21 protein-coding genes are annotated in these 23,525 nt (G+C 50.5%); 10 read left to right on the plus strand and 11 right to left on the minus strand.

What is annotated here, in order from left to right; all coding sequences use genetic code 11:
• Positions 1–197: 197 nt before the first annotated feature.
• Together speE and speD are read right to left on the minus strand one after the other, a co-directional pair.
• Positions 198–1,046, minus strand: a complete 849-nt coding sequence (gene speE, locus ABD836_RS11185; RefSeq protein ID WP_344935813.1) for a polyamine aminopropyltransferase — start codon at positions 1,044–1,046, stop codon at positions 198–200.
• Complete coding sequence (gene speD / locus ABD836_RS11190; RefSeq protein ID WP_344935815.1) at positions 1,039–1,494, minus strand: adenosylmethionine decarboxylase; 456 nt, start codon at positions 1,492–1,494, stop codon at positions 1,039–1,041. Before speD ends, speE begins: the two co-directional genes overlap by 8 nt.
• Before the next feature lie 214 nt (positions 1,495–1,708).
• Between speD and msrA the strand changes: the two genes are divergently transcribed.
• Positions 1,709–2,353, plus strand: a complete 645-nt coding sequence (gene msrA, locus ABD836_RS11195; RefSeq protein ID WP_344935817.1) for a peptide-methionine (S)-S-oxide reductase MsrA — start codon at positions 1,709–1,711, stop codon at positions 2,351–2,353.
• Positions 2,354–2,391: 38 nt separating this feature from the next.
• Here msrA and ABD836_RS11200 read toward each other — a convergent pair whose 3' ends face one another.
• From ABD836_RS11200 to acnA, 3 genes are all read right to left on the minus strand, one after another.
• A complete protein-coding gene (locus tag ABD836_RS11200; RefSeq protein WP_344935819.1) occupies positions 2,392–3,978 on the minus strand; it encodes a nitrilase-related carbon-nitrogen hydrolase in 1,587 nt (528 codons plus the stop codon).
• A gap of 29 nt (positions 3,979–4,007) precedes the next feature.
• Positions 4,008–4,373, minus strand: coding sequence for a DUF6489 family protein (locus ABD836_RS11205; protein WP_344935821.1), 366 nt, complete (start codon positions 4,371–4,373; stop codon positions 4,008–4,010).
• Between the two features lie 89 nt (positions 4,374–4,462).
• Positions 4,463–7,105, minus strand: a complete 2,643-nt coding sequence (acnA, locus tag ABD836_RS11210) for an aconitate hydratase AcnA (RefSeq protein WP_344935823.1) — start codon at positions 7,103–7,105, stop codon at positions 4,463–4,465.
• A 266-nt stretch (positions 7,106–7,371) separates the two neighbouring features.
• Between acnA and ABD836_RS11215 the strand changes: the two genes are divergently transcribed.
• The 3 genes from ABD836_RS11215 to ABD836_RS11225 are packed head-to-tail and all read left to right on the plus strand — an operon-like array spanning position 7,372 to position 12,063.
• Complete coding sequence (locus tag ABD836_RS11215) at positions 7,372–9,153, plus strand: FAD-dependent oxidoreductase (protein WP_344935825.1); 1,782 nt, start codon at positions 7,372–7,374, stop codon at positions 9,151–9,153.
• Position 9,154: 1 nt separating this feature from the next.
• Complete coding sequence (locus ABD836_RS11220) at positions 9,155–11,011, plus strand: 2-oxoacid:acceptor oxidoreductase subunit alpha (protein WP_344935827.1); 1,857 nt, start codon at positions 9,155–9,157, stop codon at positions 11,009–11,011.
• On the plus strand, positions 11,011–12,063 hold the full coding sequence (locus ABD836_RS11225) for a 2-oxoacid:ferredoxin oxidoreductase subunit beta (protein ID WP_344935829.1): 1,053 nt from the start codon (positions 11,011–11,013) through the stop codon (positions 12,061–12,063). The genes ABD836_RS11220 and ABD836_RS11225 overlap by 1 nt, the downstream gene beginning before the upstream one ends.
• A gap of 43 nt (positions 12,064–12,106) precedes the next feature.
• On the opposite strand, the gene ABD836_RS11230 is transcribed toward ABD836_RS11225, so the two are convergent.
• Both ABD836_RS11230 and ABD836_RS11235 read right to left on the minus strand, forming a co-directional pair.
• Positions 12,107–12,982, minus strand: a complete 876-nt coding sequence (locus ABD836_RS11230) for a lysophospholipid acyltransferase family protein (RefSeq protein WP_344935832.1) — start codon at positions 12,980–12,982, stop codon at positions 12,107–12,109.
• Positions 12,983–13,077: 95 nt separating this feature from the next.
• Positions 13,078–13,575 carry a winged helix-turn-helix transcriptional regulator gene (locus ABD836_RS11235; protein ID WP_344935834.1) on the minus strand — a complete coding sequence of 166 codons (498 nt, stop codon included), beginning with the start codon at positions 13,573–13,575 and terminating at the stop codon, positions 13,078–13,080.
• A 98-nt stretch (positions 13,576–13,673) separates the two neighbouring features.
• On the opposite strand from ABD836_RS11235, the gene ABD836_RS11240 reads away from it, so the two are divergent.
• Complete coding sequence (locus ABD836_RS11240; RefSeq protein WP_344935836.1) at positions 13,674–14,414, plus strand: SDR family oxidoreductase; 741 nt, start codon at positions 13,674–13,676, stop codon at positions 14,412–14,414.
• Between the two features lie 14 nt (positions 14,415–14,428).
• Positions 14,429–15,013: a 2-hydroxychromene-2-carboxylate isomerase gene (locus tag ABD836_RS11245; protein WP_344935839.1), complete on the plus strand. Its 585-nt coding sequence runs from the start codon at positions 14,429–14,431 to the stop codon at positions 15,011–15,013.
• Between the two features lie 18 nt (positions 15,014–15,031).
• Here the strand turns inward: ABD836_RS11245 and ABD836_RS11250 are convergent, their stop codons facing one another.
• Together ABD836_RS11250 and rimO are read right to left on the minus strand one after the other, a co-directional pair.
• Positions 15,032–15,751, minus strand: coding sequence for a 16S rRNA (uracil(1498)-N(3))-methyltransferase (locus tag ABD836_RS11250; protein ID WP_344935842.1), 720 nt, complete (start codon positions 15,749–15,751; stop codon positions 15,032–15,034).
• Positions 15,751–17,064, minus strand: a complete 1,314-nt coding sequence (gene rimO, locus ABD836_RS11255; RefSeq protein WP_344935844.1) for a 30S ribosomal protein S12 methylthiotransferase RimO — start codon at positions 17,062–17,064, stop codon at positions 15,751–15,753. The genes ABD836_RS11250 and rimO overlap by 1 nt, the downstream gene beginning before the upstream one ends.
• Positions 17,065–17,242: 178 nt before the next feature.
• On the opposite strand from rimO, the gene ybaK reads away from it, so the two are divergent.
• Genes ybaK through ABD836_RS11270 form a run of 3 tightly spaced genes read left to right on the plus strand, consistent with a single transcriptional unit; the run spans position 17,243 to position 19,316 of the window.
• Positions 17,243–17,716 carry a Cys-tRNA(Pro) deacylase gene (gene ybaK, locus ABD836_RS11260; RefSeq protein WP_344935847.1) on the plus strand — a complete coding sequence of 158 codons (474 nt, stop codon included), beginning with the start codon at positions 17,243–17,245 and terminating at the stop codon, positions 17,714–17,716.
• Between the two features lie 23 nt (positions 17,717–17,739).
• Positions 17,740–18,465, plus strand: coding sequence for an SIMPL domain-containing protein (locus tag ABD836_RS11265; RefSeq protein WP_344935850.1), 726 nt, complete (start codon positions 17,740–17,742; stop codon positions 18,463–18,465).
• 32 nt (positions 18,466–18,497) lie between these two features.
• Positions 18,498–19,316 (plus strand): 2-keto-4-pentenoate hydratase, encoded by an 819-nt coding sequence (locus ABD836_RS11270; protein WP_344935853.1) that lies wholly within the window; start codon positions 18,498–18,500, stop codon positions 19,314–19,316.
• Positions 19,317–19,321: 5 nt separating this feature from the next.
• Here the strand turns inward: ABD836_RS11270 and ABD836_RS11275 are convergent, their stop codons facing one another.
• Entirely contained in the window at positions 19,322–19,828 is a 507-nt protein-coding gene (locus ABD836_RS11275; RefSeq protein WP_344935855.1) for a DUF2244 domain-containing protein, read from the minus strand.
• 92 nt (positions 19,829–19,920) lie between these two features.
• A complete protein-coding gene (locus ABD836_RS11280; RefSeq protein ID WP_344935857.1) occupies positions 19,921–20,919 on the minus strand; it encodes a class I SAM-dependent methyltransferase in 999 nt (332 codons plus the stop codon).
• Positions 20,920–20,978: 59 nt separating this feature from the next.
• Here ABD836_RS11280 and ABD836_RS11285 point away from each other — a divergent pair, with 59 nt between their 5' ends.
• The gene (locus tag ABD836_RS11285; protein WP_344935860.1) at positions 20,979–23,477 is read left to right on the plus strand and encodes an FAD-binding oxidoreductase; all 2,499 of its coding nucleotides are present in this window, start codon (positions 20,979–20,981) and stop codon (positions 23,475–23,477) included.
• Positions 23,478–23,525: the final 48 nt, after the last annotated feature.

Genomic DNA, 23,525 nt, shown 5'->3' on the forward strand with positions numbered 1-23,525 from the left:
CGCGGGTTTTGGTGTTAGCTTGGTGCAGCAAATAATATTAGCTTTCCGCATACTACCCTAACAATAATCCATGACGGCTGTCAGTCAAATTGGCGCTATTTTGCCGGATAAGACGGACAGACGCACGAAAAGATTATAGCTGGAGTTTATGGCTAAACGCCGAAAGTTTGCCCGCCGCGATCGCTGCGGGCAATGTCTCAGTTTAGGCTGTCTACTAGGTACTGAGGTAGAGCAAAAGCGCCGATATGCAGTGCTGGATTGTAGTAGCGGGTTTTGATGCCGCTGGCTGTAAATCGAGCTTGCAGGGTGCTTAAGTCCAGGGCGCGAACGCTGGGGTCATTACTGGCCCAAGCAAATGTCATAATGCCACCAATGTAAGTCGGTACTGCAGCAGCATAAAAAGCTGTGTCACTAAATAGAGGTGACAGGCGCTTATGGCTGGTACTGACTTCATCTGGCTGCATAAATGCCACGCCATTCTGGGCAGCGAAAATACCGCCGGGCTTTAAGCAGCGCTTGATGCCCTCGTAAAATGGTGACGTAAACAAAACTTCACCGGGACCAATAGGATCGGTACTGTCAGATAAAATGACATCAAACTGGCGATCGCATTGTTTAACAAAATCGATGCCGTCGCCAATCACAATTTCAGCGCGGGGGTTTTCATAGGCGCCGGCTGAGTGATTAGGCAGGTACTTAACGCACATATCAATAACAGCTTGGTCAATTTCGACCTGTACGGCGCTCTCTACTTCGGGGTGTTTTAGCACTTCGCGAAGCAGACCGCCGTCACCGCCGCCAATGATAAGCACATTTTTGGCATTGCCATGGGCGAATAGTGGCGTGTGGGCCAGCATTTCGTGATAAATAAATTCATCACGCTCCGTGGTTTGAATAATACCGTCTAGCGCCATTACGCGGCCAAAACTGCCGGATTCAAAGATCACTAAATGCTGATGGTCGGTCTTGCTCTCAAACAAAACCTCGCGAACATTAAAACCTTGGTGGTAGTCGCCATGAAGTGTTTCGTTGAACCACTCAGACATCGTCCATTCTCCCGCGCAGGTTTTCTCCCACCTCAATACGAGAGGGTGAAAAGGCCTTTTGCAGGATCTCGACTGCCAATTCTGGTTTTGCGTCGCCACACATGAATACATCAAATGCAGCGTAATCGCGCTCTGGCCAAGTGTGCACACTGATGTGTGACTCGGCTAATACCGCAACCCCTGAAATTCCACCATTTGGGGTGAAATGATGCATGTGAATATGCAACAGCGTTGCACCACATTCATTGACGCAGTCAATAAAGGCTTTTTCCATGCGGGGGAGTTCGTCGAGGTGGGATGCGCCCCACAGATCGATAATTAAATGCGTACCAGCGTAAGCAACGCCGTCACGAATTATAAGGTGGTCGAGATTTTCGTCGGATTGTGTAATCGGGTTACACGTGGCAGCGCCGGCCTCCAAAGAAGGCATATGATCTAGGCTTTTCATTTAGCATAAATCCCCCGCATAGGTGAAAGAGCGGGCGATTTAAACGTGTTTCCCCTCAAATAGCAATAAAAAATCCTGTAAAAATCCCCTTGCTGGCGATATGCCAAAGTCGTTGAAGAACTTAAGGTTTTATGACTTTGCGACGCTGGCCTGGGGGTGGCAAATCAGGGCATAGTAGTGGCTTGTTTAAATAAGTATATAAGGAGCGCCCGCCATGAGTATTTTTGACCGCTACCGTAAGCCAGCCGTTATACCAAGTGCGGACCAGGCGTTGCCCGGCCGCAGTGAGAAAATGCAGGTCCCGCCGGCGCATACTGTATTAAAAACGCCGATGGAGGGGCCGTTTCCTGCAAATATGCAGCAGCTGATATTTGGTCTGGGTTGCTTTTGGGGCGCTGAACGCAAATTTTGGCAACAGGCCGGGGTTTACACTACGGCGGTTGGCTATTGCGGTGGCCATACGCCAAATCCAACATACGAAGAAGTGTGCTCGGGTATGACCGGCCACAATGAAGTGGTGTTAGTCGTGTTCGATCCGGAGCAAGTTGATACGCAAAAGCTGCTTGCGCTGTTTTGGGAAAGTCACAACCCGACTCAAGGCATGCGTCAAGGCAATGATATTGGCACCCAATACCGTTCGGGTATTTACTGTTCAGACGAAGCACAGCTGACATTGGCAAAAGTCTCCGCCGAGCAATATCAACAGGCCTTATGCAAAGCGGGCTTGCCAGAAATAAGCACTGAAATAGTTATAGCCGGTGAGTTTTACTATGCCGAAGGCTATCACCAGCAGTATTTGGACAAAAATCCCGGAGGCTATTGCGGCTTGGGTGGTACCGGAGTGACTTGCCCGTTGTAGGGAAAATTGTCCGACGTCAGGCGCCGGACGTCGGACGATCAGTTACCCCGCCATTTCATTTGATACAGATCGTGACGACGGTCCCGCAAGTTCTGCACTGTGCCGCTATTCCGGGCAACCCTCAGTGCTTCTGGGCGTAAGTCGGCAATGGCCACGGTTTCCACGTTTGGTGTGGTGTCGGCGGCGATACCGTCTCTTGCAAAGTGGAAGTCACAAGGCGTCAGAATACAGCTCTGGGCGTATTGAATATCCATATTGGCAACGTTAGGTAGGTTGCCGACATTGCCAGACATAACCACATAAACTTGATTTTCAACGGCCCGCGCTTGGCAGCTGTAGCGCACTCGCATATAGCTTTGGCGCTCGTCGGTACAAAAGGGCACAAAAAGAATTTCTGCGCCTTGATCGACTAAGTGTCGACCAAGCTCAGGAAATTCTGAGTCGTAGCAAATCAGCACGCCGATGGGACCGCAGTCGGTATCGATGACTTGTAGTTCGTTACCACCTTCAATATTCCACCAATACACCTCGTTGGGGGTGGGGTGTATTTTTGCTTGTTCATCAACGCGGCCGTCGCGATGGAAAACATAAGAAATGTTCTCAACTCGACCATTTGCTACGCGGGTTGGATGCGAGCCACCAATAATATTGATGTTATAGCGTACGGCTAAGTCTTGCATGGCTTCAATATAGCGTGGTGTGTACTTGGTCAGTGCTTCAATCGATTGAATCGGTGTTAACTCTTGGTCTTCAATCGACAAAAGCTGCAAGGTGATCAATTCAGGGAAAACCACAAAGTCACCTTTGTAGTCGGCAACCACGTCAACAAAGTATTCAATAAACGACATGAACTCAGTGAAGGACTGCACTCGGCGCTGCATATACTGCACAGTGCCAACTCTAACGGTATCGGGCTGGCGGCCACCATGGCGCTTGGTGTGGGCCGCAGCGGCGGCGGTTTCAACTTTGGGGTTATGCCAAACCAGATGAACGCCGTAGCCAAGAGAGTCCTTGTCGGCATTGAGGTAATTAGGGACTAAGTCGAGCACTTCAAAGTCATTGTGAAGTTGGAATGACAATACTGGGTCGCGGGTTTTTTGGCTGACCACGGCATCTAAGTAATTTTGTGCGCTGCCATATTTTTTCATGCGTTTAGACAGGCTGGGCAGGCGGCCAACAAAGACGATGCCTTTTAGCCCTAGTGATTCACAGAGTTTCTTACGAGCATTATACAGGCGCTGTCCGATGCGATAACCACGCACACTGCTGTCTACGCAAACCTCCATGCCATACATCCATTCACCTTCAGGATCATGGCGGGTGCCGTAGCCATTTGCTGTTATTGCCGCCCAGCTATGGGGCTTTAAACATACCTCGCCACTAATTCTAAATGTGGCGCAATAGCCAACAATATCGTCTTCGAGGGTGACAACGAATTTACCCTCGCCAAAATTATTCAGTTGGCCTCGCAGTTCTGCGCGGGTATAGGGGTCGATTCCTGTGCCCTCATAAACACGCTTGGATAAATCAGCAATGGCGGGAATATCTTTAATCATTGCGTTTCTAACCCGCAGGACTTTACCTGTGGACGCTATTTTTTTACCACCAGTGGTGTTTCTAACCATGATAATTAACTCGTAATGGGGCTGGAAATCTAGGCCTTACTTTTACTGCTGGCGCTGCGCCTAACAGTGGCGGACTTTACGCCTTCCGCTTTGCTTGAGGTAGCCCTAGAGGTAGTAGTTTTTGCGGTACTTTTATCACTATTTGCATCGGCGCTGGCTTTGTCGCTGGCTTTTCGGTTCGTGGCTAAGCCGCTGAGTGATTTAAGCACGCGTGCGGAAAGATCGAGGGTTTTCATTCCTTCCGTAAAGGCGGTTTTCGCCATTTGCTGAATCATTTCGGTGTCGCCTTCACCAATTCGTTTGTAGACCGCGTCCCAAAGTGGTTGAGCGTCTGGCAAGCCAACAAGTCGGCGCACTTCTTCTGGACTAATTTCAACTTCGAGATGAATTTTCATGGTATTCCTCTATCCCGTACGACAAGTCTTGAGTATGCCATCCGCAGTTGCCGCGTCAATGATTAGCGAAAAATAGGGGATGGCTGAGTTTAGCTATTTAATTGGCTGAGCACGTACTGCAATATGCCGCCATGCCGGAAGTAGGCTAGCTCCTCCTGGGTATCAATGCGTAATCTACCAAGCACTTCATGCCGGCTACCGTCGCTGCGTGACAACACTACCCTTACCATTTGTTTGGGTTTTAGTTCGCTCTCGCAGGCGACAATATCTACGTTTTCGTCGCCTTGCAGGTCGAGCATTTCTCTCGGAATTTCTTTGTCGAATTCAATTGGCATGACGCCCATACCGACAAGATTCGAGCGATGAATACGTTCAAAGCTCTCCGCGATAACTGCTTTAACGCCCAGTAATAAGGTCCCCTTAGCTGCCCAGTCACGACTAGAGCCAGTACCATATTGTTTGCCGGCAATAATAACGAGTGATTTCTCCGCTTCAATATATTTCATCGCTGCTTTGTAAATGGGCAGTACCGACGCACCATCGGGGGAAAGGGTGTAACCGCCTTCGCGCTCGACCAGTTTATTTTGAAGCCGGGTATTGGCAAAGGTGCCTCGGCTCATCACTTCGTGATTCCCGCGACGCGAGCCGTAGGAGTTAAAGTCTGCTGGGGCAACGCCGAGGCTTTGCAGGTAGTGACTGGCTGGACTGTCTGGCGCGATCTTACCCGCCGGTGAGATGTGGTCAGTGGTGATAAAATCGCCAAAAACGCCGAGTATGCGTGCACTGCGCAATGTCGGGAATGACTCGTCGGCGACGCTAGCGTTGTCGAAAAAGCTCGGGCAGCGGATATAGCTCGAATCGACCTGCCAAGGGTAGGTATCGCTTAATTCGACTTCGATTGCCTGCCATTCGGGGGTGCCAAGATAGAGATCTTGATAGGCGTCGCGGTACATGGCGCCGCTAACAATTTTACGCACCTCAAGAATTTCGGCAGCGCTGGGCCACAAATCCTTTAGGTAAACCTTGGCGCCTTTATTGTCGGTAGCAATGGGGTCTTTATTCAGGTCGCGCAGGGTGCTGCCGGCCAGTGCAAAGGCAACCACTAGCGGAGGCGATGCCAGCCAGCTGGCCTTAACCTGAGGGTGGATGCGGCCGTCAAAATTACGGTTGCCAGACAATAGTGCGGCAACGACCATATCTTTGCTGTCAATCGCTTGGGCAATAGGCTCCCGCAGCGGCCCGGAATTACCAATACAGGTGGTGCAGCCATAGCCAACGAGGTCAAAGCCCAGTGAATTGAGGTCGTCTTGCAGGCCGCTGTCATTTAAATACTTGCTGACGACTTTTGAACCGGGTGCCAGCGAGGTTTTGACCCAGGGTTTTACCCTAAGGCCACGCTCACGCGCTTTGCGGGCAAGCAGGCCGGCAGCGATCATTACATCGGGGTTGGATGTGTTTGTGCAGCTTGTGATAGCAGCCACCACAACATCGCCGTGGTGCAGTTTGATGTTCATTTCGTCGATCTTGACGAATTCATTTTGGTCGCGATTATTGTCGCTTAGATAGTCACGCATGGCATTGCCGAGATCGCCTAATGCAACGCGATCTTGGGGGCGACTAGGACCGGCTAAACAAGGTTCAACCTTGCTTAAATCCAGTGTCACGCTATGGCTAAACTGCGGTGTGTCGCCGGGGTTTCGCCATAGGCCCTGCGCTTTACAATATTGCTCGGTAAGCGCGATGGTTTGGCTTGGTCTACCCGTAAGTTTTAAATAGGCGAGGGTGGCGTCGTCTACTGGGAAATAGCCACAGGTGGCGCCATATTCCGGGGCCATATTGGCGATGGTTGCGCGATCCGCAACGCTGAGCTCGGCGAGGCCGTCGCCAAAAAATTCGACGAATTTGCCAACTACGCCTTCGCGGCGCAGAAGTTCGACCACGGTTAATACCACATCGGTCGCAGTCACCCCTTCGGTTAGTTTACCGCTTAATTCAAAGCCGACAACTTCAGGAAGAATCATTGAGTAGGGCTGGCCTAGCAGCGCTGCTTCGGCTTCTATGCCGCCAACTCCCCAGCCGAGTACGCCCAAGCCATTCACCATTGGGGTGTGACTGTCTGTTCCCAATACCGTGTCGGGGTAGGCCATTGCGCCGTCTTCACTGACCCACACGACCTGCGCTAGGTACTCTAAATTTACCTGGTGGCAAATACCGGTGCCGGGCGGCACAACATTAAAGTTGCGGAAGGCGGATTGGCCCCATTTTAAAAAACGATAGCGCTCAGCATTTCGCTCCATTTCTTTGGCAACATTCTCGCCAAAGGCTTGGGGCGAACCATATTGGTCGACGGTCACCGAGTGGTCGATTATGAGGTGTACTGGAATTTGCGGATTGATGGCGGAAACGTCACCGCCGCGTTTGGCAACAGCGTCGCGCATGGCCGCCAAATCTACGATGGCCGGTACGCCAGTGAAGTCTTGCATCAGCACCCGCGCTGGCGAGAAGTTTAAATCTTCACCACCGCTGGGTTGATCAAGCCAGCGCGAGAACGCAACAATAATGTCGGCATTTACCGTTTCGCCGTCGAAATGGCGCAGCTGGTTTTCCAGCAAAATTTTAAGTGACTTGGGTAACTGCGCTAAACGCTCATCGCCCAATTTTTGTAAGTCGTAATACTGATAGCTCTGCTCTCCGCAAATCAGCTCTGATAGCAGGTGTTTTGTGGACTGCATGGTGAAACTCCTTTGACCGTAGTCGTATGTGCATCGCTTACCCTAGCACAGACAGCAAGAAATGCAGGTTTCTCCTCATCTAAAAGGTGCAATTGGTATTCGTGGCGGGGCGCTTGCGGCGGGACTTAGTTGATAGTTTTGAAATGGCGCTATTTTTCTGGTGAATTATTGTCTGCGCTGTGCTGTAATCGGATTCGATTAGGGGTGTCGGCCTCCTTGCCGTCCGGCGCCTCGCTACCCAAATAAATATAAATTAAGGGGGCGAATTGAAAGTCACTAATGTCCGCGACGCCGAGTATTTTCACAAGGTTGTCGATTGTCAGTATGCCTGCCCGGCCCATACCCCAGTGCCGGAATATATCCGTTTAATTGCCGCCCAGCGCTACACCGACGCTTATATGATTAACTGGGAATCCAATGTCTTTCCCGGTGTGCTTGGCCGGACCTGTGACCGGCCCTGCGAGCCAGCGTGTCGGCGCGGTAGAGTCGAGGATGAGCCGGTTGCTATCTGCCGGCTCAAGCGTGTCGCTGCCGACAATAAGGGCGATATCAGCGCATTGATGCCGATCATTCCCAAGAAAAAGAATGGTCGGCGCATTGCGCTGATTGGCGCTGGCCCGGCTGCGCTCACGGTGGCCAGAGACTTAATGCCATTGGGCTACAGTATTGATTTATACGATGATCAGCGCGCTGGCGGCGGCTTTATGCGCAGCCAAATTCCGGCATTTCGGTTGCCGGAAGAAGTGCTGAACGAGGAAGTCGATCGTATTCTTGATATGGGCGTGATGACTCACTTTAATCACTACGTCGACAGTCTAAAAGCGGTGTTAGATAAAGACTATGACGCTGTTTTTGTTGGTAGTGGTGCGCCTCGTGGCCGGGATCTTGAAATTCCCGGTCGGCAAGAGGCCGCGGCCAATATTTATATCGGCATTGACTGGCTATCGAGTGTCGCCTTTGAACATATCGAGGCGATAGGTAAGCGAGTTATTGTTCTCGGTGGCGGCAATACTGCCATGGACTGCTGCCGCACCGCGAGACGCTTGGGCGGTGATGAAGTTAAGGTGGTGGTGCGGAGTCCCTTTGCGGAAATGAAAGCCTCACCCTGGGAGAAAGAAGATGCCCAACACGAAGGTATTCCGATTTTAGATAATCACGTTCCCATGGAATTTATTCTTAATAATGGCCGTTTGGCCGCAATGGCTTTTGATAAAGTTAAAGCCGTGTACGATGCCAAAGGCCGCCGTAGTTTGGTGTCCACCGGTGAGGAGCCGGTGATTGTGCCCTGCGACGATGTGCTTATTGCTATTGGCCAAGAGAATTCCTTTCCCTGGATTGAACGCACCATCGATATTGATTTCGGCAAATGGGATATGCCGGTAGTCGATGACGTCACCTTTCAATCCACTAATCCTACGGTGTTTTTTGGTGGCGATGCTGCGTTCGGTCCGCAAAATGTTATCACCGCCGTGGCCCATGGTCATCAGGCGGCGATATCGATAGATCTATTTTGTCAGGGCGAATCCGTGGCCAAGCGACCGCCGCCTGGAGTAACGCTAGTAAGCCAAAAAATGGGCATTCACGAGTGGAGTTACGACAGTGAAGTGGCCAATGATGTTCGCTACCACGTACCACAAGCAGAACTGGAAAAGTCGCTTAGTAACCGCAAGTTAGAAGTTGAATTGGGCTTTGATGCTGCCACGGCATTTCATGAGGCCCAGCGCTGCCTGAATTGCGATGCGCAAACGGTGTTCACTGAAAAACTTTGCATAGAATGCGATGCCTGCGTGGATATTTGCCCCACTGATTGCCTCAGTATTATCGTTAACGATGTGGACGAGGCGGAGCTGCGCAACAAGCTAAAAATGCCGGCCAAAAATACTGAACAGGATATTTATGTATCGGCAGATTTGGCCACCGGTCGCGCTATGATTAAAGATGAGGATATGTGTTTGCACTGCGGTCTGTGTGCCGAGCGCTGCCCGACCGCGGCCTGGGACATGCAAAAGTTTTACTACACGGTGAGCAAAGCAGGGCAGGGCGTCTGAGATGAAACGAATCGAAGCAGTAAACGACTTTGTTATTAAATTCGCCAATGTAAACGGAACCGGCTCCGCCAGCGCTAACAATATGTTTGCCAAGGCGGTATTCCGCATGGGCCTACCGGTTAGCCCAAAGAATATTTTTCCTTCTAATATTCAAGGCCTGCCAACCTGGTACGAGGTGCGCGTAAGCGAGAAGGGCTATCTTGGCCGCCGTGGTGGCATTGATATGATGGTGGGCATGAATGCCCAAAGCATGGCCAAAGATATACAGGAAGTGGATAGCGGCGGCTATTTTTTTTATGACTCAAGCAAACCTCTCGATTTACGTTTGATACGCAATGATATCCACTTTATTGGCGTGCCCCTAAAAGACCTGTGCCAGCGGGAATTCACTGATGCCCGCCAGCAACAACTATTTCGCAATGTGATTTATGTCGGCGCATTGGCTGCATTATTAGATATTGAATTCGATGTGCTCACTGGGCTGGTATCGGATCAGTTTCGCGGCAAAGAAAAGTTAATTACTCCTAATGTGCGGGCCTTGGAGCTGGGTTATTACTACGCTAGCGAACACTATGCCTGCCCACTGGGTATTCGCCTAGAACGCCGTGATGCCGTCGGTGATCAAATTCTGATTGATGGTAATACTGCTGCGGGTCTTGGCGCGATATACGGCGGCGCTACGGTAGCGGCGTGGTACCCCATCACGCCATCAACTTCGGTGGTTGATGGCTTTGATAAATACTGTAAACGCCTGCGTATCGACCCTGGCAGTGGTAATAAAAATTACGCCATTGTGCAGGCCGAAGATGAGCTGGCTGCCATCGGTATGGTTATCGGTGCGAGCTGGAATGGTGCGCGCGCGTTTACCGCTACCAGTGGTCCGGGTATCTCGCTTATGAGCGAATTTTTGGGATTGGCGTATTTTGCTGAGATTCCAACCGTGCTGATTGATGTGCAGCGTGCTGGGCCATCAACCGGTATGCCGACTCGCACTCAGCAATCGGATATTTTGGCTTGTGCCTATGCCTCTCACGGCGATACCAAACACGTACTATTATTTCCATCGACGCCCCGTGAATGTTTTGAAATGACGGCGCAGGCCTTTGATCTGGCCGAGACGCTGCAAACCCCGGTGATTATGCTCACTGATTTAGATTTGGGTATGAACGACACCATGTCGTCGCCGCTGATTTGGGACGACAAGCGTGAATACCAGCGTGGCAAGGTGTTTAACGAAGCACAATTAGAGGCAATGAATGGGCGTTTCGGCCGTTATTTGGACATCGATGGCGACGGAATTCCTTACCGCACCTACCCTGGTGCCCATCCCAGCAAAGGCGCGTTTTTTACCCGAGGAACCTCCCGTGACGAATACGCGGTATACACTGAAGACGGTGAAGCCTATGAGAAGAACATGCAGCGCCTGCTTAAAAAGTGGGATACCGCCAAACAATGCGTACCCGCGCCGGAGCTGATTAAGGCCAGCAAAGGCAGTGCCATCGGGGTGATTCATTTTGGCACCAGCCGGGACGCTACCCTCGAGGCGGTTGATAGTCTTAAAGCCGAGGGTGTGGCAATTGATACCCTGCGCTTGCGAGGCTTTCCGTTTAATAAAACGGTCGACGCGTTCATTGAAGACCACGACACGGTGTTCTTGGTAGAGCAAAACCGAGATGCCCAAATGCGTACGCTGCTTGTTAATGAGTGCCTGATTTCACCTCGGCAACTCATTCCAATTTTGAATTACAACGGAACCCCTATTACTGCGAAGCAAATTCGCGAAGCAATTTTGCAGGTGGTGCGTGGCGATAATATTCGTTCCCTGCGTAAACAGCACCCAGTTAAGGAGTCTGTGTAATGACTTATATTCGTCCTGCTTTTCGTCACCCGGATTTACCTCGCAATACTCTGGGTTTTACCCGCAAAGATTATGAAGGTGCGATCTCAACGCTGTGTGCTGGTTGTGGCCACGATTCGATTAGTGCAGCCATTGTGCAAGCCTGTTTTGAGCTGTCGCTTCCGCCACATAAGGTCGCCAAATTGTCGGGTATTGGTTGCTCGTCTAAAACGCCGACTTATTTTTTGGGTAACTCCCATGGTTTTAATTCGGTGCATGGTCGTATGCCCTCGGTGGCTACCGGCGCCAATTTAGCGAACCGGGAATTGATTTATATTGGTGTGTCCGGCGATGGCGATACTGCGTCTATTGGTATGGGCCAATTCACCCACGTGGTACGCCGCAATTTGAATATGATGTACGTGGTCGAGAACAATGGCTGTTATGGTTTAACCAAGGGACAAGATTCCGCCACCGCCGACATCGGCTCGGCCAGCAAGAAGGGCGAGCCTAATCACTTTGAGCCAATCGACTTAGCCAGTGTGGCCTTGCAGCTCGGTGCCACCTTTGTCGCGCGCAGCTTCTCGGGCGATCGCGCGCAATTGGTGCCTCTGATTAAAGCGGCAATTAGTCATCGGGGTTTCGCTTTTATCGATGTCATTTCACCCTGCGTCACCTTTAATAATAACCCTAAATCGACCAAAGGCTATGAGCATGTGCGAGAGCATTTGGCCGCGACAGGAACGGTCGATTTTGTGCCCTTTAAAGACGAGATCTCCACTGACTATGAACAGGGGCAGTCGAAGGAGGTCACTCTGCACGATGGCTCTGTCGTGCATTTGCACAAAGCAGACCCGCAATTGGATATTACCAGTCGCCGTTCCGCACTACGCTTGATTAAAGATTACAAGGCCAAGGATCAGATACTTACCGGCTTGTTGTACATGGACGAAGACTCACAAGACCTGCATGAAATACTTGGCACCAGTAAAACGCCCTTGCGTGATTTGGCGGCGGCCGAACTTTGTCCGGGGCAGAACGTATTGGATAAGCTAAACGAGAGTTGGCGCTAGCTACGTCAGTTTTTAACTGAGTTTGCTAGCGCGCGTAAGTATTTTACTTTGTGAGGAAGCGTCGAATGCGTCCGCTTTGTAACTGCTCTGCGTCGCGCTTGTCAATCAGCGGCTGAATCATGCTGATAATTTCATCGGCGACTTGTTGACGCAGGTTCACCATGGTCTTTTTAGCAAGGCGTTTACCTTTATATTTACTGAGGTCCAGCGGCTCGCCAAATTGCAGATAACATTTCTGTGGTTTGGGGATAAGTGTGCCAAATAAGCCGATTGGGATGGGGCCCATTAAGTCACTACGTGTGTTTTCATTGATAAGACCGACCCGGGTCAGGGCACGGCCAATCAGGCTGTTGGGTAGGTCCGCGCCCTCTACTAAATGCCGGTAGAAGTCTTCGGGACCAACAATAGCAGTCGGAACAATCGTGTAGCCGTGCTTCGCGGCGAGTTTCACAAAACCGTAGCGTTCCTTCCAAAGAAGCGTGTATTTCTCTTTCGTTGATTTGGTAGCTTCGTGGGCGCCGCCGGGGAAAACCAACAGGTCACTGCCATTTTCCATTAGCGCCGAGCAAACATCGGGGTGGCCAATAACCGCTCCCTGATTCAAGAGCGCGGATTCGTTGATGGAATTCCACATAAACTTGTCGCTTAGCGCCCGTAAAAACCGACCCTGCTCGGCTAACATCGGTAAACCAATAATTGGGCCGTCTACCGCATACATGGCGTGATTGGCTACAAATAGGCAGGGCTTGGCCGGAATTTTGTTTGTATTAATCAATTGCGGTTGGAACATCCGCTTGATGATTTTATAGCTTAGATTCCTGATTTTTGAGTCAGGAGGGGAAACCTGTAGCGCTTTATCAATGTAGCGATTGAGGTCTTCGCCGCTATAGGGTTCTGTGTTTTTATCCGTAAATGCCATGTAGTGATCCTGCTCAAGGCTTGGGCGTCCGGGCATTTTAGCAGAGCAGCAGGGGAATAGTAATTTCGTCGATTTTACGTGCCTTAGGTCATCGCTTACGTTTGTGTAGCAGGTTTCTTGGGCAAAAATTCATCTAAATGACCTTGCCAATTTACCCCAACACTCAGTTTTACATCTTTGGCGGTAATGGCGTCGCCGCATTCGGAGCAGTGGGTGCTTGGGTGCATATGCAGGCCGCAGGTTTTGTGGGTGTGCACGATAGGCGCACCGCGTTCGTCACTCATGTGTTTGTCGCCCCAGCTGACTAAGCCAAGTATCACGGGATAGAGTTCTAGTCCTTTATCACTCAGTCGGTATTCTTCACGTAAAGGACGCTCTTGGTAAGGCGACTTATAGAGAACGCCGTAGCTAACAAGCTTTTTAAGCCGATCAGTGAGCACATGGCGAGTAATACCTAGGCGTTGTTCGAAGACGTCGAATCGCCTTATTCCAAGGAAGCTGTCGCGAAGTATGAGTAAGGTCCAGCGGTCGCCGACAACGGCGAGTGTGCGGGCGAGAGAACATGGTTGTTGGTCTAAGTCTTCCCAGCGCATTGCGCAATCCTCTGTGTTGGGTATCGCTAGAATAAATTGACAAGTTCTAAAAAGGAACCTATATTTTATTGGTTCCTTTTTAGAACTTAAGGTGAGATATGGCAAGGAAAGAGAACAGGCGGCCAGTGACGGTGGTGATTGGTGCGGGCGATGCGACCGGCGGCGCTATCGCCAAGCGTTTCGCGCGTGAGGGCTTTGCGGTTGTGGCAACACGCCGAAATGCCGAGGCTTTGCAGCCCTTGCGAGCGGAGATCGAGGCGGAAGGCGGTATTATGCATGCGCTAGGCTGTGACGCACGAAAAGAAGGGGCGATGGTGGGCCTGTTTGAATTTATCGAACGCGATATTGGCCCGGTAGCGGTAGTGGTGTTCAATATTGGCGCGAATGTTATGTTTTCGATTACGGAAACTACGGCGCGGGTATATCAAAAAGTGTGGGAAATGGCGGCGTTTGCGGGTTTTCTCACTGGTCGCGAGGCGGCAAAAGTGATGCTGCCAAGGAGCAAGGGTACGATCATTTTCACTGGGGCCACGGCTTCTTTGCGTGGGGCTAGTGGTTTTAGCGCCTTTGCCAGTGCCAAGTTTGCGCTGCGTGCTTTAGCGCAAAGTATGGCTCGAGAGCTCGGCCCGCAGGGTATCCACGTAGCACACTCTATTATTGATGGCGCAATTGATACTGCGTTTATTAAAGACAATTTCCCCGATAAATATGCAAGCAAAGCACAAGCTGGGATTCTTGATCCTGAGCATATTGCAGAGCAGTATTGGCAAATACATCGGCAAGCCAAAGATTGTTGGACGCATGAATTTGATCTGCGCCCGTGGCAAGAAACCTTTTAGCAGGAATGGTAATCATGACTAAAGCAGTAGAGTTCTTTTTTGACGTGGGTAGTCCGGCAAGTTATGTTGCGTGGGCACAAATGGCGGCCCTTGCTGAGCGCAGTGGCGCCGAAATTATTTATAAGCCAATGTTGCTAGGCGGTGTATTTAAAGCGACAGGCAATCAATCACCTGCAATGATTCCAACTAAAGCGCGCTATATGATGGTGGATCTGCAGCGCGCCGCAGATTATTACAATACGCCCTTCAAATTTAATCCGCATTTTCCAGTCAACACCTTAATGTTAATGCGGGGCGCCGTTGCCTATATCGATAGCCCGCGATTTCACGATTATTTAAACGCTATTTTTACAGCGCTGTGGGTAAATGCAAAAGACATGACAACGCTAGACGGCGTGAGCGAGGTTTTAAACGCTGCCGGTTTCGACCCCGCTGAAGTGCTAACGCTGTGTGAGCGGGATGAAGTCAAAACTCGACTGAAGGACATTACCAACGACGCGATTGAGCGCCATGTTTTTGGTGCACCCACGTTCTTCGTTGGTGATGAGATGTTTTTTGGCCAAGATCGCCTGGACTATTTGGAGCGCGCTTTACAGTAATTTGCAGTGGACGATAGCTTACAGAAATAAGCGGCCTATTAAGGTAGAAACAGCGGTTTCTGTTTTTAGAATCCGCGGGCCTAGGCTAAAACTCTGCATTCCAGTCGCGATAAGTTTTTCGCACTCATAGGGAATGAACCCACCTTCTGGACCAATGGCGAGTACGCATTCTTGCTGAATAGCCTGAGGTGGACCTTGATCAGAGTAGGGGTGGGCGAGCAGCCCGATTTTATTTGCTAGGAGCCTCGGCAATTCATCTTCAACAAAAGGTTTGAAACGAGTTGCCCGACGCAGTGTGGGTAGCATCGTGTCACCAGCTTGCTCTAAACCTTCTAACATCGCTTTGTGCAATGCCGCGTCACTGACAAGCGGGCTTTGCCAGTAACTTTTGTCAACGCGGTAGCTATTAAGCAGAATGATTTCTGCCGCGCCGAGTTCGGTTGCCGCGCGAATGATTCGCCGTGCCATTTTGGGCCGAGGTAAGGCAAGGATTAGTGTTAGTGGTAGCTTTGCCGGTGGCGGGTTACGTAGTTCAAATTCAAGGCTGACGCCGGTACCTGTTATGGCGGTGATAATTGCCTTGCCAGTAAGACCATTTAGTAAGCCGATCTTGAGGGTGTCGCCAGCCGATGCGCGCAAAACATGGCGAATGTGTTTTGCGCGCTCGTCATTGAGGGTTATTTGCTTTGTTGTGGTGTTGGCGCCTAAGTCTTCAGGCTGCAATAGCAGCAGATTCATTAAGCGGGTTCAGCCCACAAGTCGTAGTCGTCTGAGTCGATGATATTCACGACCAGTGCGTCGCCGGGTTTGACGTCGGTAAAGCCATCGAGGTAAACCTTGCCATCAATCTCAGGGGCGTCGGCCACACTGCGGCCAATTGCGCCTTCTTCATCTACGGTGTCGATGAGTATTTCTTGCTGCGTGCCAATTTTGGCGCGTAGGCGCTCTGCTGAGATTTCTTGCGCGACCACCATAAAGCGCTGCCAGCGGTCTTTTTTAATGTCGTCGGGAACGTGGTCTTCTAAGTCATTGGCAGTAGCGCCTTCGACCGGTGAATACTCAAAGCAACCGACGCGGTCGAGCTGCGCTTCTTGTAGCCAATCGAGCAGAATCTGAAAGTCTTCTTCGGTCTCGCCGGGAAAACCGACAATAAAGGTAGAGCGAATAACTAAATCGGGACAAATTTCACGCCATTTTTTAATTCGGTCGAGGGTTTTTTCCTGATGCGCTGGGCGTTTCATGGCCTTTAGCACTTTTGGGCTGGCGTGCTGAAAAGGAATGTCTAAATAGGGCAATATTTTGCCTTCAGCCATTAGCGGAATGACATTGTCGACGTGAGGGTAGGGGTAAACATAGTGTAAGCGTACCCAAACGCCCATTTCGCCTAGGGCCTCGCACAACTCTAACATGCGGGTTTTAATGGGCTGGCCATTCCAGAAGTCGAGCTTGTACTTGGTGTCTAGGCCATAGGCGCTGGTGTCTTGGGATACCACCAGAATCTCGCGCACACCGGCGTCAACCAAGCGCTTTGCTTCTTCCAACACGCTGCCAATGGGGCGGCTCACGAGATCACCGCGCATAGATGGGATAATGCAGAAACTGCAACGGTGGTTGCAGCCTTCGGAAATTTTCAAATAGGCATAGTGACGGGGGGTGAGCTTAATGCCCTGCGGAGGAACTAGGTCGACAAAGGGGTCGTGATTTTGTACTGCCGGCGCCCATTCGTGCACTGCGCCAACCACTTCTTCGTAGGCGGCCGGGCCACTCACAGCCAATACATTGGGGTGCACAGCGCGAATTTTGGCGTCGTCGCCCATGCAGCCGGTAACAATCACCTTGCCGTTTGCCTTTAGGGCTTCACCAATGGCGTCTAGCGACTCTTGCTTGGCGCTGTCGATAAAACCACAGGTATTGACCACCACCACGTCGGCGTCGTCATAGCTGGGCACAATATCGTAGCCCTCCATGCGCAGTTGGGTGAGAATACGTTCGGAGTCTACCAGTGCCTTGGGGCAGCCTAAACTCACGAAACCGACTTTGGGATTGGTCATAGAAACCTCTGAAATGCTTTAAGCGGCGCATTTTACCGGAATGGGGGGCTGGCGCCTATGTTTCTGTGATTAGTGACGCGGAATCATGGTTGGAGGTCATCAGACGTCAGGAGTCAGACGTCTGATGGGAACTCCGTAATAGCGCAGCAGTCAATTTCTCACAGCACGGAGCAGTTACATGACACCAGCCATTAATCTCGCCAAAAAACATAAAATAGCGCATACCGTGCATGAGTATAGCCATGACCCGGCGAGTCACTCCTACGGCCTTGAGGCGGTTGAAAAGCTGGGCTTGAATTCTGCTCAGGTGTTTAAAACCTTGGTGGTGGCCCAGGAGCCTAAGGGCTTAGCGGTGGCCGTGGTGCCGGTGGCGGGGCAGTTAAATTTAAAAGCCATGGCCAAGGCGCTTAAAGTGAAGAAGGTTGCGATGGCGGCCCCTGCTGATGTGGAGCGCTCTAGTGGCTACGTGCTGGGCGGGGTCAGCCCGCTGGGACAGAAGCGCTTATTACCTACTGTGGTTGATGCATCGGCGTCTGAATTTGCGACGATATTTGTTAGCGCGGGGCGTAGGGGCTTGGAAATTGAGTTGGCAGCGCAAAATCTATTGGATTTGACTGCGGGGCTTTTGGCGCCGATAGCGCAGTTGGATTGATCAGTATTTATAAGGAGATAGTTATGAATAAGCCTGTTTTGAGCAACAAGAGCGCAGTGATTTTAGGCTTAGCGCTGGTGATCGGCCTATCTGCATTAGGTCTATTAATCGGCAAGGCTGGGGTGGATTACCGGCAATTTGAGCGCAGCGTCGCGGTTAAGGGCCTGTCTGAACGCGAATACCCTGCGGATGTGGTGATTTGGCCAATTCTTTTTACCGAGGCCAGTAATGACCTCCCCAAGCTGTATACCCTGCTGGACCAGCGAATTGCCACAATCCAAAGCTTTTTAGAGGAAAAAGGCTTTAAAACCGAAGAAATTACCGTGTCTGCGCCCGCTATTACTGATAAATCGGCACAACAATACGGCGGTAATAATGGCGCTCAGTTTCGCTACACCGCGGAGCAAAGCATAACCGTCTATTCGGTGCAGATTGATCGTGTGAGGGAGGTTAGCCGGCAGTTATCGGTATTGGGTAAGCAGGGCATTGCCTTTACCGGCAATAATTATCAGGCGCAAACAGAGTATTTGTTTACCCGCTTGAATGAGGTAAAACCGGCAATGATTGAGGAGGCGACCCGTGAAGCGCGGGCCGTCGCTGAAAAATTTGCGGCAGACTCAGACAGCGTATTAGGGAAAATTAAGCGGGCCTCGCAAGGGCAGTTCACCATTGGCGATCGCGATAAAAACAATCCCCATGTTAAAAAGGTGCGGGTCGTCTCCACGGTGGAGTATTATTTGTCTGACTAAACCGTGACAGATAACAATAATGAGGTCGTGCAATGCCGTACCCGTGCTTTTTAGTGGCGCCGCTCTTGCGGTCTCTTCAATTGCTTGCCTTGTTCCTTGCTGTATTCGGCGTGTCGCCGCTAATACAAGCAGCGCAGTCGCTTAGTGAAGCTCAGTGGCAACAAGCTTATTCCGATCAGCACGAGACACTGCTTAAACGCCTAAACGGCAGAACCCCTGCTGGATTTAAGGCGGGCTTAACCTCTGGTGCAGCACAGCAGAAATTTAATAGCGATCGCGCGGTGTATGGCGTCCTACTTGCTGGTTCACAGCAGGCGAGTGGCAATCCAGTACAAATTTCACACTTCGGTCGCGGTATGATCGAACTGGAAGTCGCCTTCCGCTTGAAGCGTCGCGTTACGGAAGCCATCGCGGATATTGCTACACTGAAGTCAGTTGTCGCTGAAATTGCGCCCGCTTTTGAATTTCCTGACCTTGCATTGCTAACTCAGCCAAGCGATGGCATTTTGGGTATTGTTCGGGCAAATGTGGCGGCGCATAGTTTTGTGGTGGGCGATGCCGTTGCATTAAACGAGTTGCTCGGCAAGCCAATGGCCGACATCGACGAGATGGCGGTTAAGCTGCACAGCAATGGAGACTTAGTCCTTGTTGCAAGTAGTGGTGATATGCACGGTGGTCAGTGGCAGAATTTAATGAATCTAATTAATGACCGGATTGCCCACGGCTGGGTTATTGAGCCAGAGCAGTGGTTGTTAACGGGCGCTATTGGCAAAATGTTGCCCTTAGACACTGGACGCTACGAGGCGAAGGTTGATGGTTTAGGGGAGCTGGCGATAAATGTTCTACCCTGATTTTACTACACCTCCAGTGTGCTTAAGCCGCAGTAATGACGGATCGCAAGCCCGCACTTACGCAGTGCGCGAAGCAATTCACGGCTATCGTCTTTATTCAAAAAATCGCCAACAATGACGCATTCACCGCAGTGACTAATGCTAATTTGCAACGGGTCCCAAGGGTGGGGGAGAACCGTTACTAAGACGTTGCTGGTGTTTTTTGGCCATTGCCAGTGGTGTTCGCAGTTGCGATGGCCAAGGTCAATGCTGAGGTTTTGCGGGTCGATACAGACAGTGTGCTGCACCTGCAGCTTGCGAAAGGTTGCGCTCAACACCAGCCATAGCATGCTAAGCTCAAAACCGATAAATGGCAGTACCAGCCAAGCGCCATTGGCAGCAAAGCACACGCCAAGCACGCCGAGAAATAATGAAATGGTTTGAATTATACGACGGTTTTCAGGCCAGTCTGCCGAGCAATTTGGCCGCAGGATAATTTCTGAACGCTGTTCTATCTTGCGAATATCAATCATAGCCAAGTCTCCCTTGTGCTACCTTGAGTCTAGCAGCAGATTTGGGGAAATCGTATATCGAAAAAATAGCTGCTTTACGCGGCAGTCTGGCGCTAGGCTTTCCGATACACCATTAGCGCATTGTGGGTTGGGTCGCCACTTTGAAACAATCTGCGGCCGTCGCCGACAAACCCCGAGTTACTTAACCAGTTATCCAAAAAACTCAAACTGTAGAAGTGACGTAATTCCCGCTCGTTATAGTCCCAGCTTTCCTGCGTGCCCATATTGAACACATCGTGGGCGAGGCCGACTACCGCGCGCATCTTGGTGTTCTTTGCGTCGTGGTCTCTTATTAGCAGATAGGCACCGGGTTTCATGGTGTCGCGAATTGAACTCAGAAATTCCTCACGCAATGGAATTGGGCAGTGGTGCAGGCCAATAAATATTGAAACTAAATCCAGCGAATTATTTGCAATGGTCTTAGCGATGGCTGGGCGGTAGTTTGCCAGCGGAATAAAGGGCCCAGCTTGCCAAATTTGATTGCGATCTATCATGTCGCTTAATGAATAGCTCGGCGCTTTTTCGGCAATAAAATAGCGCTCGCCAACAATATTGAATTCCTCTTCCAGTGCGTCAATATAACGACCAGTTGAACCAAGTTCTAAATACCCTTCATAACGACGATCAGGGTCCAATAATTGCACTGTTTGTGTCGCCATTGTGCTTTTTTGTTTGTTTAATGCGGGTAGGGCAAATGTTAATTCAGCCAGAAAGGGCTTAATATCAGCGAGCTTGGTCTGCACATGTCGGTAGATATTTTGGTCAGTATTATAAGTCTCTGCGGCTTCCTGTATTAGCGTTTGCAGTTGCTGTTCAGGGTAAAGATGAAATACATTGATTAAGAAATTTAAGAACTCCTCGCGAAGCTGAGGATTGCGGTAGATAAATGCAAAATTACCGGTGCCAAGATCTTTGCCTCCGGGCAGTGCAGGTGCTGGTGTTAATCTTTCGATTTCGCCAAATGTCGGGGCGCTTATCGATGCACTGAGCAGGGCGATATATTTTATTAATTGGCGTCGTGATAAGAGTGTGGTTTTGCTTTTATTGTTCATGATGCTTAACTCATATTCAAATTTGGGCTTGGCCCAAACCAAATGGGACTTGATCTACCGTGTTCAAACTGAATAATACCAGCCGCTTTCAGCCCGCACGTGTACTTTGGCGTTTAATTCGTATTCTGGCAAGTATTCTGATTGTGGCTACCGTCGCTTTACTTATTGCTACAACAGTCACTGTGCTGGGCAGTGGAGACCCCGATTTCCAGCCACCAGCGTTGCCGTTGACCGTAAATGACGTGAGCAAATTGAATGCGGTACGAGTTGGGCAAGTTGTTCGGCCTGAGTCCATTGCCGATGTTCAAACGGCGCTGAGTTCGACGGCAGGCCGTGTTTCTATTGGCGGCGGACGCTTTAGTCAGGGTGGTCAAACGGCCTACCCAGATAGCCTGCATATCGACATGCGAAGCTTCAATAAGGTACTGGCGATCGACGTTGACCACAAAACGGTGACGGTGGAGCCCGGTATTCGCTGGCGTGATCTACAAACCGCCATCGACCCGCATAATTTGTCGATCAAAATAATGCAGACCTACGCTAACTTCACCGTTGGTGGTTCCCTAAGTGTGAATGTTCATGGCCGCTATATCGGTGAGGGGCCGTTGGTGGGGTCGGTTTTGGCGTTAAAACTAATGCTTGCCGACGGAAGTGTCATCGTGGCCTCGCCCGATATGAATGCGGATATATTTTATGGCGCGATTGGTGGTTACGGTGGCTTGGGGGTTATCGTTGAGGTCAGTTTACAGCTTGAAGACAATATTGCTGTAGAGCGTCGCGTAAAGGTAATGCCAATTGAGGAATACGCCCAACATTTTCGGAGCAATGTCCGCGATAAGCAAAATGTGGTTTTTCACAACGCGGATATTTATCCACCCCACTACAATCGCTTGCGGGACGTTAGCTGGTTTGCCAGCGACAAAACACCAACAGTTACTGAGCGATTGATTCCCGAAGACAAAGATTACTACTGGCAGGTAAAAGCGGCGGAATTTGTTGCGGCCTCCAATTTTGGCAAGTGGACGCGTGAGTACTTTATTGATCCGATAGTGTATTTTCCTGAGCGCGTGGAGTGGCGTAATTACGAGGCCAGTTATGACGTAGCAGAGTTAGAGCCAGCGGATCGTTCGGAATACAGCTACGGATTGCGAGAGTATTTTGTACCTGTTGAGCGCTTTGATGAATTTCATGTCTTGATGCGGGATATCTTTCAGCGCAACAAGGCCAATATCATTAATGTTAGCGTACGCCACGCTAAGGCTGACCCGAATACGCTGCTTAATTGGGCGAAGTCGGAAGTTTTTGCCTTTGTGGTTTACTACCGTCAGGGCACCGATGCCGAGGCAAAAGCGGCGGTGAAGGTGTGGAGCAGTGAGATGATCGACGCTGCTATTGCTATGGGCGGCGCCTATTACCTGCCTTACCAACTACAGGCGAGCTCCGAACAGTTCGCCGCAGCGTATCCAAAGGCACAAGAATACTTCGCACTTAAGCGCCGTCTTGATCCAGAAAACCGCTTTGCCAATTTACTTTGGGAAAAATACTATCCGCAAAATCGCGATTTATTAGCAGAAACCAAAGCAAACTTAGGTAACTACTATCGGGGTGAAGAGCAAAGTTTTCTCACCATTCCGGAATGGTATTTGGTGTTTCAGCCCAAGGAGTACGCTGATTATTTAGCCGAAGGGCGCAACCCGAGCAATTTCCCGTTTTACGAAAGCATCGATGAATATTGGGCGCTTTATGACCGAGCCATCGCGATTAGCCGCCAGAACTATCCAGCCAATGCCGAGTATCAAACGATGTTGCAGGTTATTGGTATTAGCACCACCCTGGAGTATTTGGCTAAGGGCGCTTACGAGGCGAGCATAGGGCGATTTACTCGCTGGACGGCAAGTGGCGAAGACACAGAAGAAGATAAATTTATTCAGCAGGCGCACCGGGCATACAGTGAATTGATATTCGATGAAGCGTGGTATGAATTCGACTTTGCCGCTTGGCGTGATCGCATTTGGGCAGAAACCAGTTTGTGGGGGGATCATCCCTTGCGCAAATGGGAGCGTAAATTATTCTTTAGCGCTGAGTTTGGACTGAAGTCGCTTTACGCGAAAGCGATTAAATATGCTGCCGAATCGACCTATGGCGAAACTGATAAGCGAATTTACCTCACCGCTCAGCGAGTGATGAGCAATAGCATTCGATTGCCGAAGGAGCCTGATGGCGTCGAAATGCTCGCCGGGGGTGGCGACGATTTCTTGATGGCACTGCCGCGCTGGGGTGGCTTTACCAAAACCATGCCGCGCTTTGCCAGCGACGAATGGGCCATTATGGATATTTCCGGCAACCACCAAATAGTCGTTTCGCTATTAGGTCAAGCGGGCGTAGAAACTTCAGCGCTCGCCGGCAGCGAATTGTTTAGATCCCCATTGGTTTCAGATGACGAGCGGGAGCGAATATTTGTGCTAGTTGGCGTAGCAGACTTAACGCATTTCCTAGAGGACCTTTCTGGCAATCAGGCTAATACGCAGTTAGAGCTTGAACATATATTTGATTATTAATAGCGAGAATATGAAATGCGGCGCTGTGTCCGCCAAAGGGCGTGGGTA

This window comes from Zhongshania borealis, from assembly GCF_039539625.1.
GTDB lineage: Bacteria > Pseudomonadota > Gammaproteobacteria > Pseudomonadales > Spongiibacteraceae > Spongiibacter > Spongiibacter borealis.

Bases quoted from the DNA above. Each gene is read 5' to 3' on its own strand.
- speE (WP_344935813.1), bottom strand. From the start codon at position 1,046: ATGTCTGAGTGGTTCAACGAAACACTTCATGGCGACTACCACCAAGGT.
- speD (WP_344935815.1), bottom strand. From the start codon at position 1,494: ATGAAAAGCCTAGATCATATGCCTTCTTTGGAGGCCGGCGCTGCCACG.
- msrA (WP_344935817.1), top strand. From the start codon at position 1,709: ATGAGTATTTTTGACCGCTACCGTAAGCCAGCCGTTATACCAAGTGCG.
- ABD836_RS11200 (WP_344935819.1), bottom strand. From the start codon at position 3,978: ATGGTTAGAAACACCACTGGTGGTAAAAAAATAGCGTCCACAGGTAAA.
- ABD836_RS11205 (WP_344935821.1), bottom strand. From the start codon at position 4,373: ATGAAAATTCATCTCGAAGTTGAAATTAGTCCAGAAGAAGTGCGCCGA.
- acnA (WP_344935823.1), bottom strand. From the start codon at position 7,105: ATGCAGTCCACAAAACACCTGCTATCAGAGCTGATTTGCGGAGAGCAG.
- ABD836_RS11220 (WP_344935827.1), top strand. From the start codon at position 9,155: ATGAAACGAATCGAAGCAGTAAACGACTTTGTTATTAAATTCGCCAAT.
- ABD836_RS11225 (WP_344935829.1), top strand. From the start codon at position 11,011: ATGACTTATATTCGTCCTGCTTTTCGTCACCCGGATTTACCTCGCAAT.
- ABD836_RS11230 (WP_344935832.1), bottom strand. From the start codon at position 12,982: ATGGCATTTACGGATAAAAACACAGAACCCTATAGCGGCGAAGACCTC.
- ABD836_RS11235 (WP_344935834.1), bottom strand. From the start codon at position 13,575: ATGCGCTGGGAAGACTTAGACCAACAACCATGTTCTCTCGCCCGCACA.
- ABD836_RS11240 (WP_344935836.1), top strand. From the start codon at position 13,674: ATGGCAAGGAAAGAGAACAGGCGGCCAGTGACGGTGGTGATTGGTGCG.
- ABD836_RS11245 (WP_344935839.1), top strand. From the start codon at position 14,429: ATGACTAAAGCAGTAGAGTTCTTTTTTGACGTGGGTAGTCCGGCAAGT.
- ABD836_RS11250 (WP_344935842.1), bottom strand. From the start codon at position 15,751: ATGAATCTGCTGCTATTGCAGCCTGAAGACTTAGGCGCCAACACCACA.
- rimO (WP_344935844.1), bottom strand. From the start codon at position 17,064: ATGACCAATCCCAAAGTCGGTTTCGTGAGTTTAGGCTGCCCCAAGGCA.
- ybaK (WP_344935847.1), top strand. From the start codon at position 17,243: ATGACACCAGCCATTAATCTCGCCAAAAAACATAAAATAGCGCATACC.
- ABD836_RS11265 (WP_344935850.1), top strand. From the start codon at position 17,740: ATGAATAAGCCTGTTTTGAGCAACAAGAGCGCAGTGATTTTAGGCTTA.
- ABD836_RS11270 (WP_344935853.1), top strand. From the start codon at position 18,498: ATGCCGTACCCGTGCTTTTTAGTGGCGCCGCTCTTGCGGTCTCTTCAA.
- ABD836_RS11275 (WP_344935855.1), bottom strand. From the start codon at position 19,828: ATGATTGATATTCGCAAGATAGAACAGCGTTCAGAAATTATCCTGCGG.
- ABD836_RS11280 (WP_344935857.1), bottom strand. From the start codon at position 20,919: ATGAACAATAAAAGCAAAACCACACTCTTATCACGACGCCAATTAATA.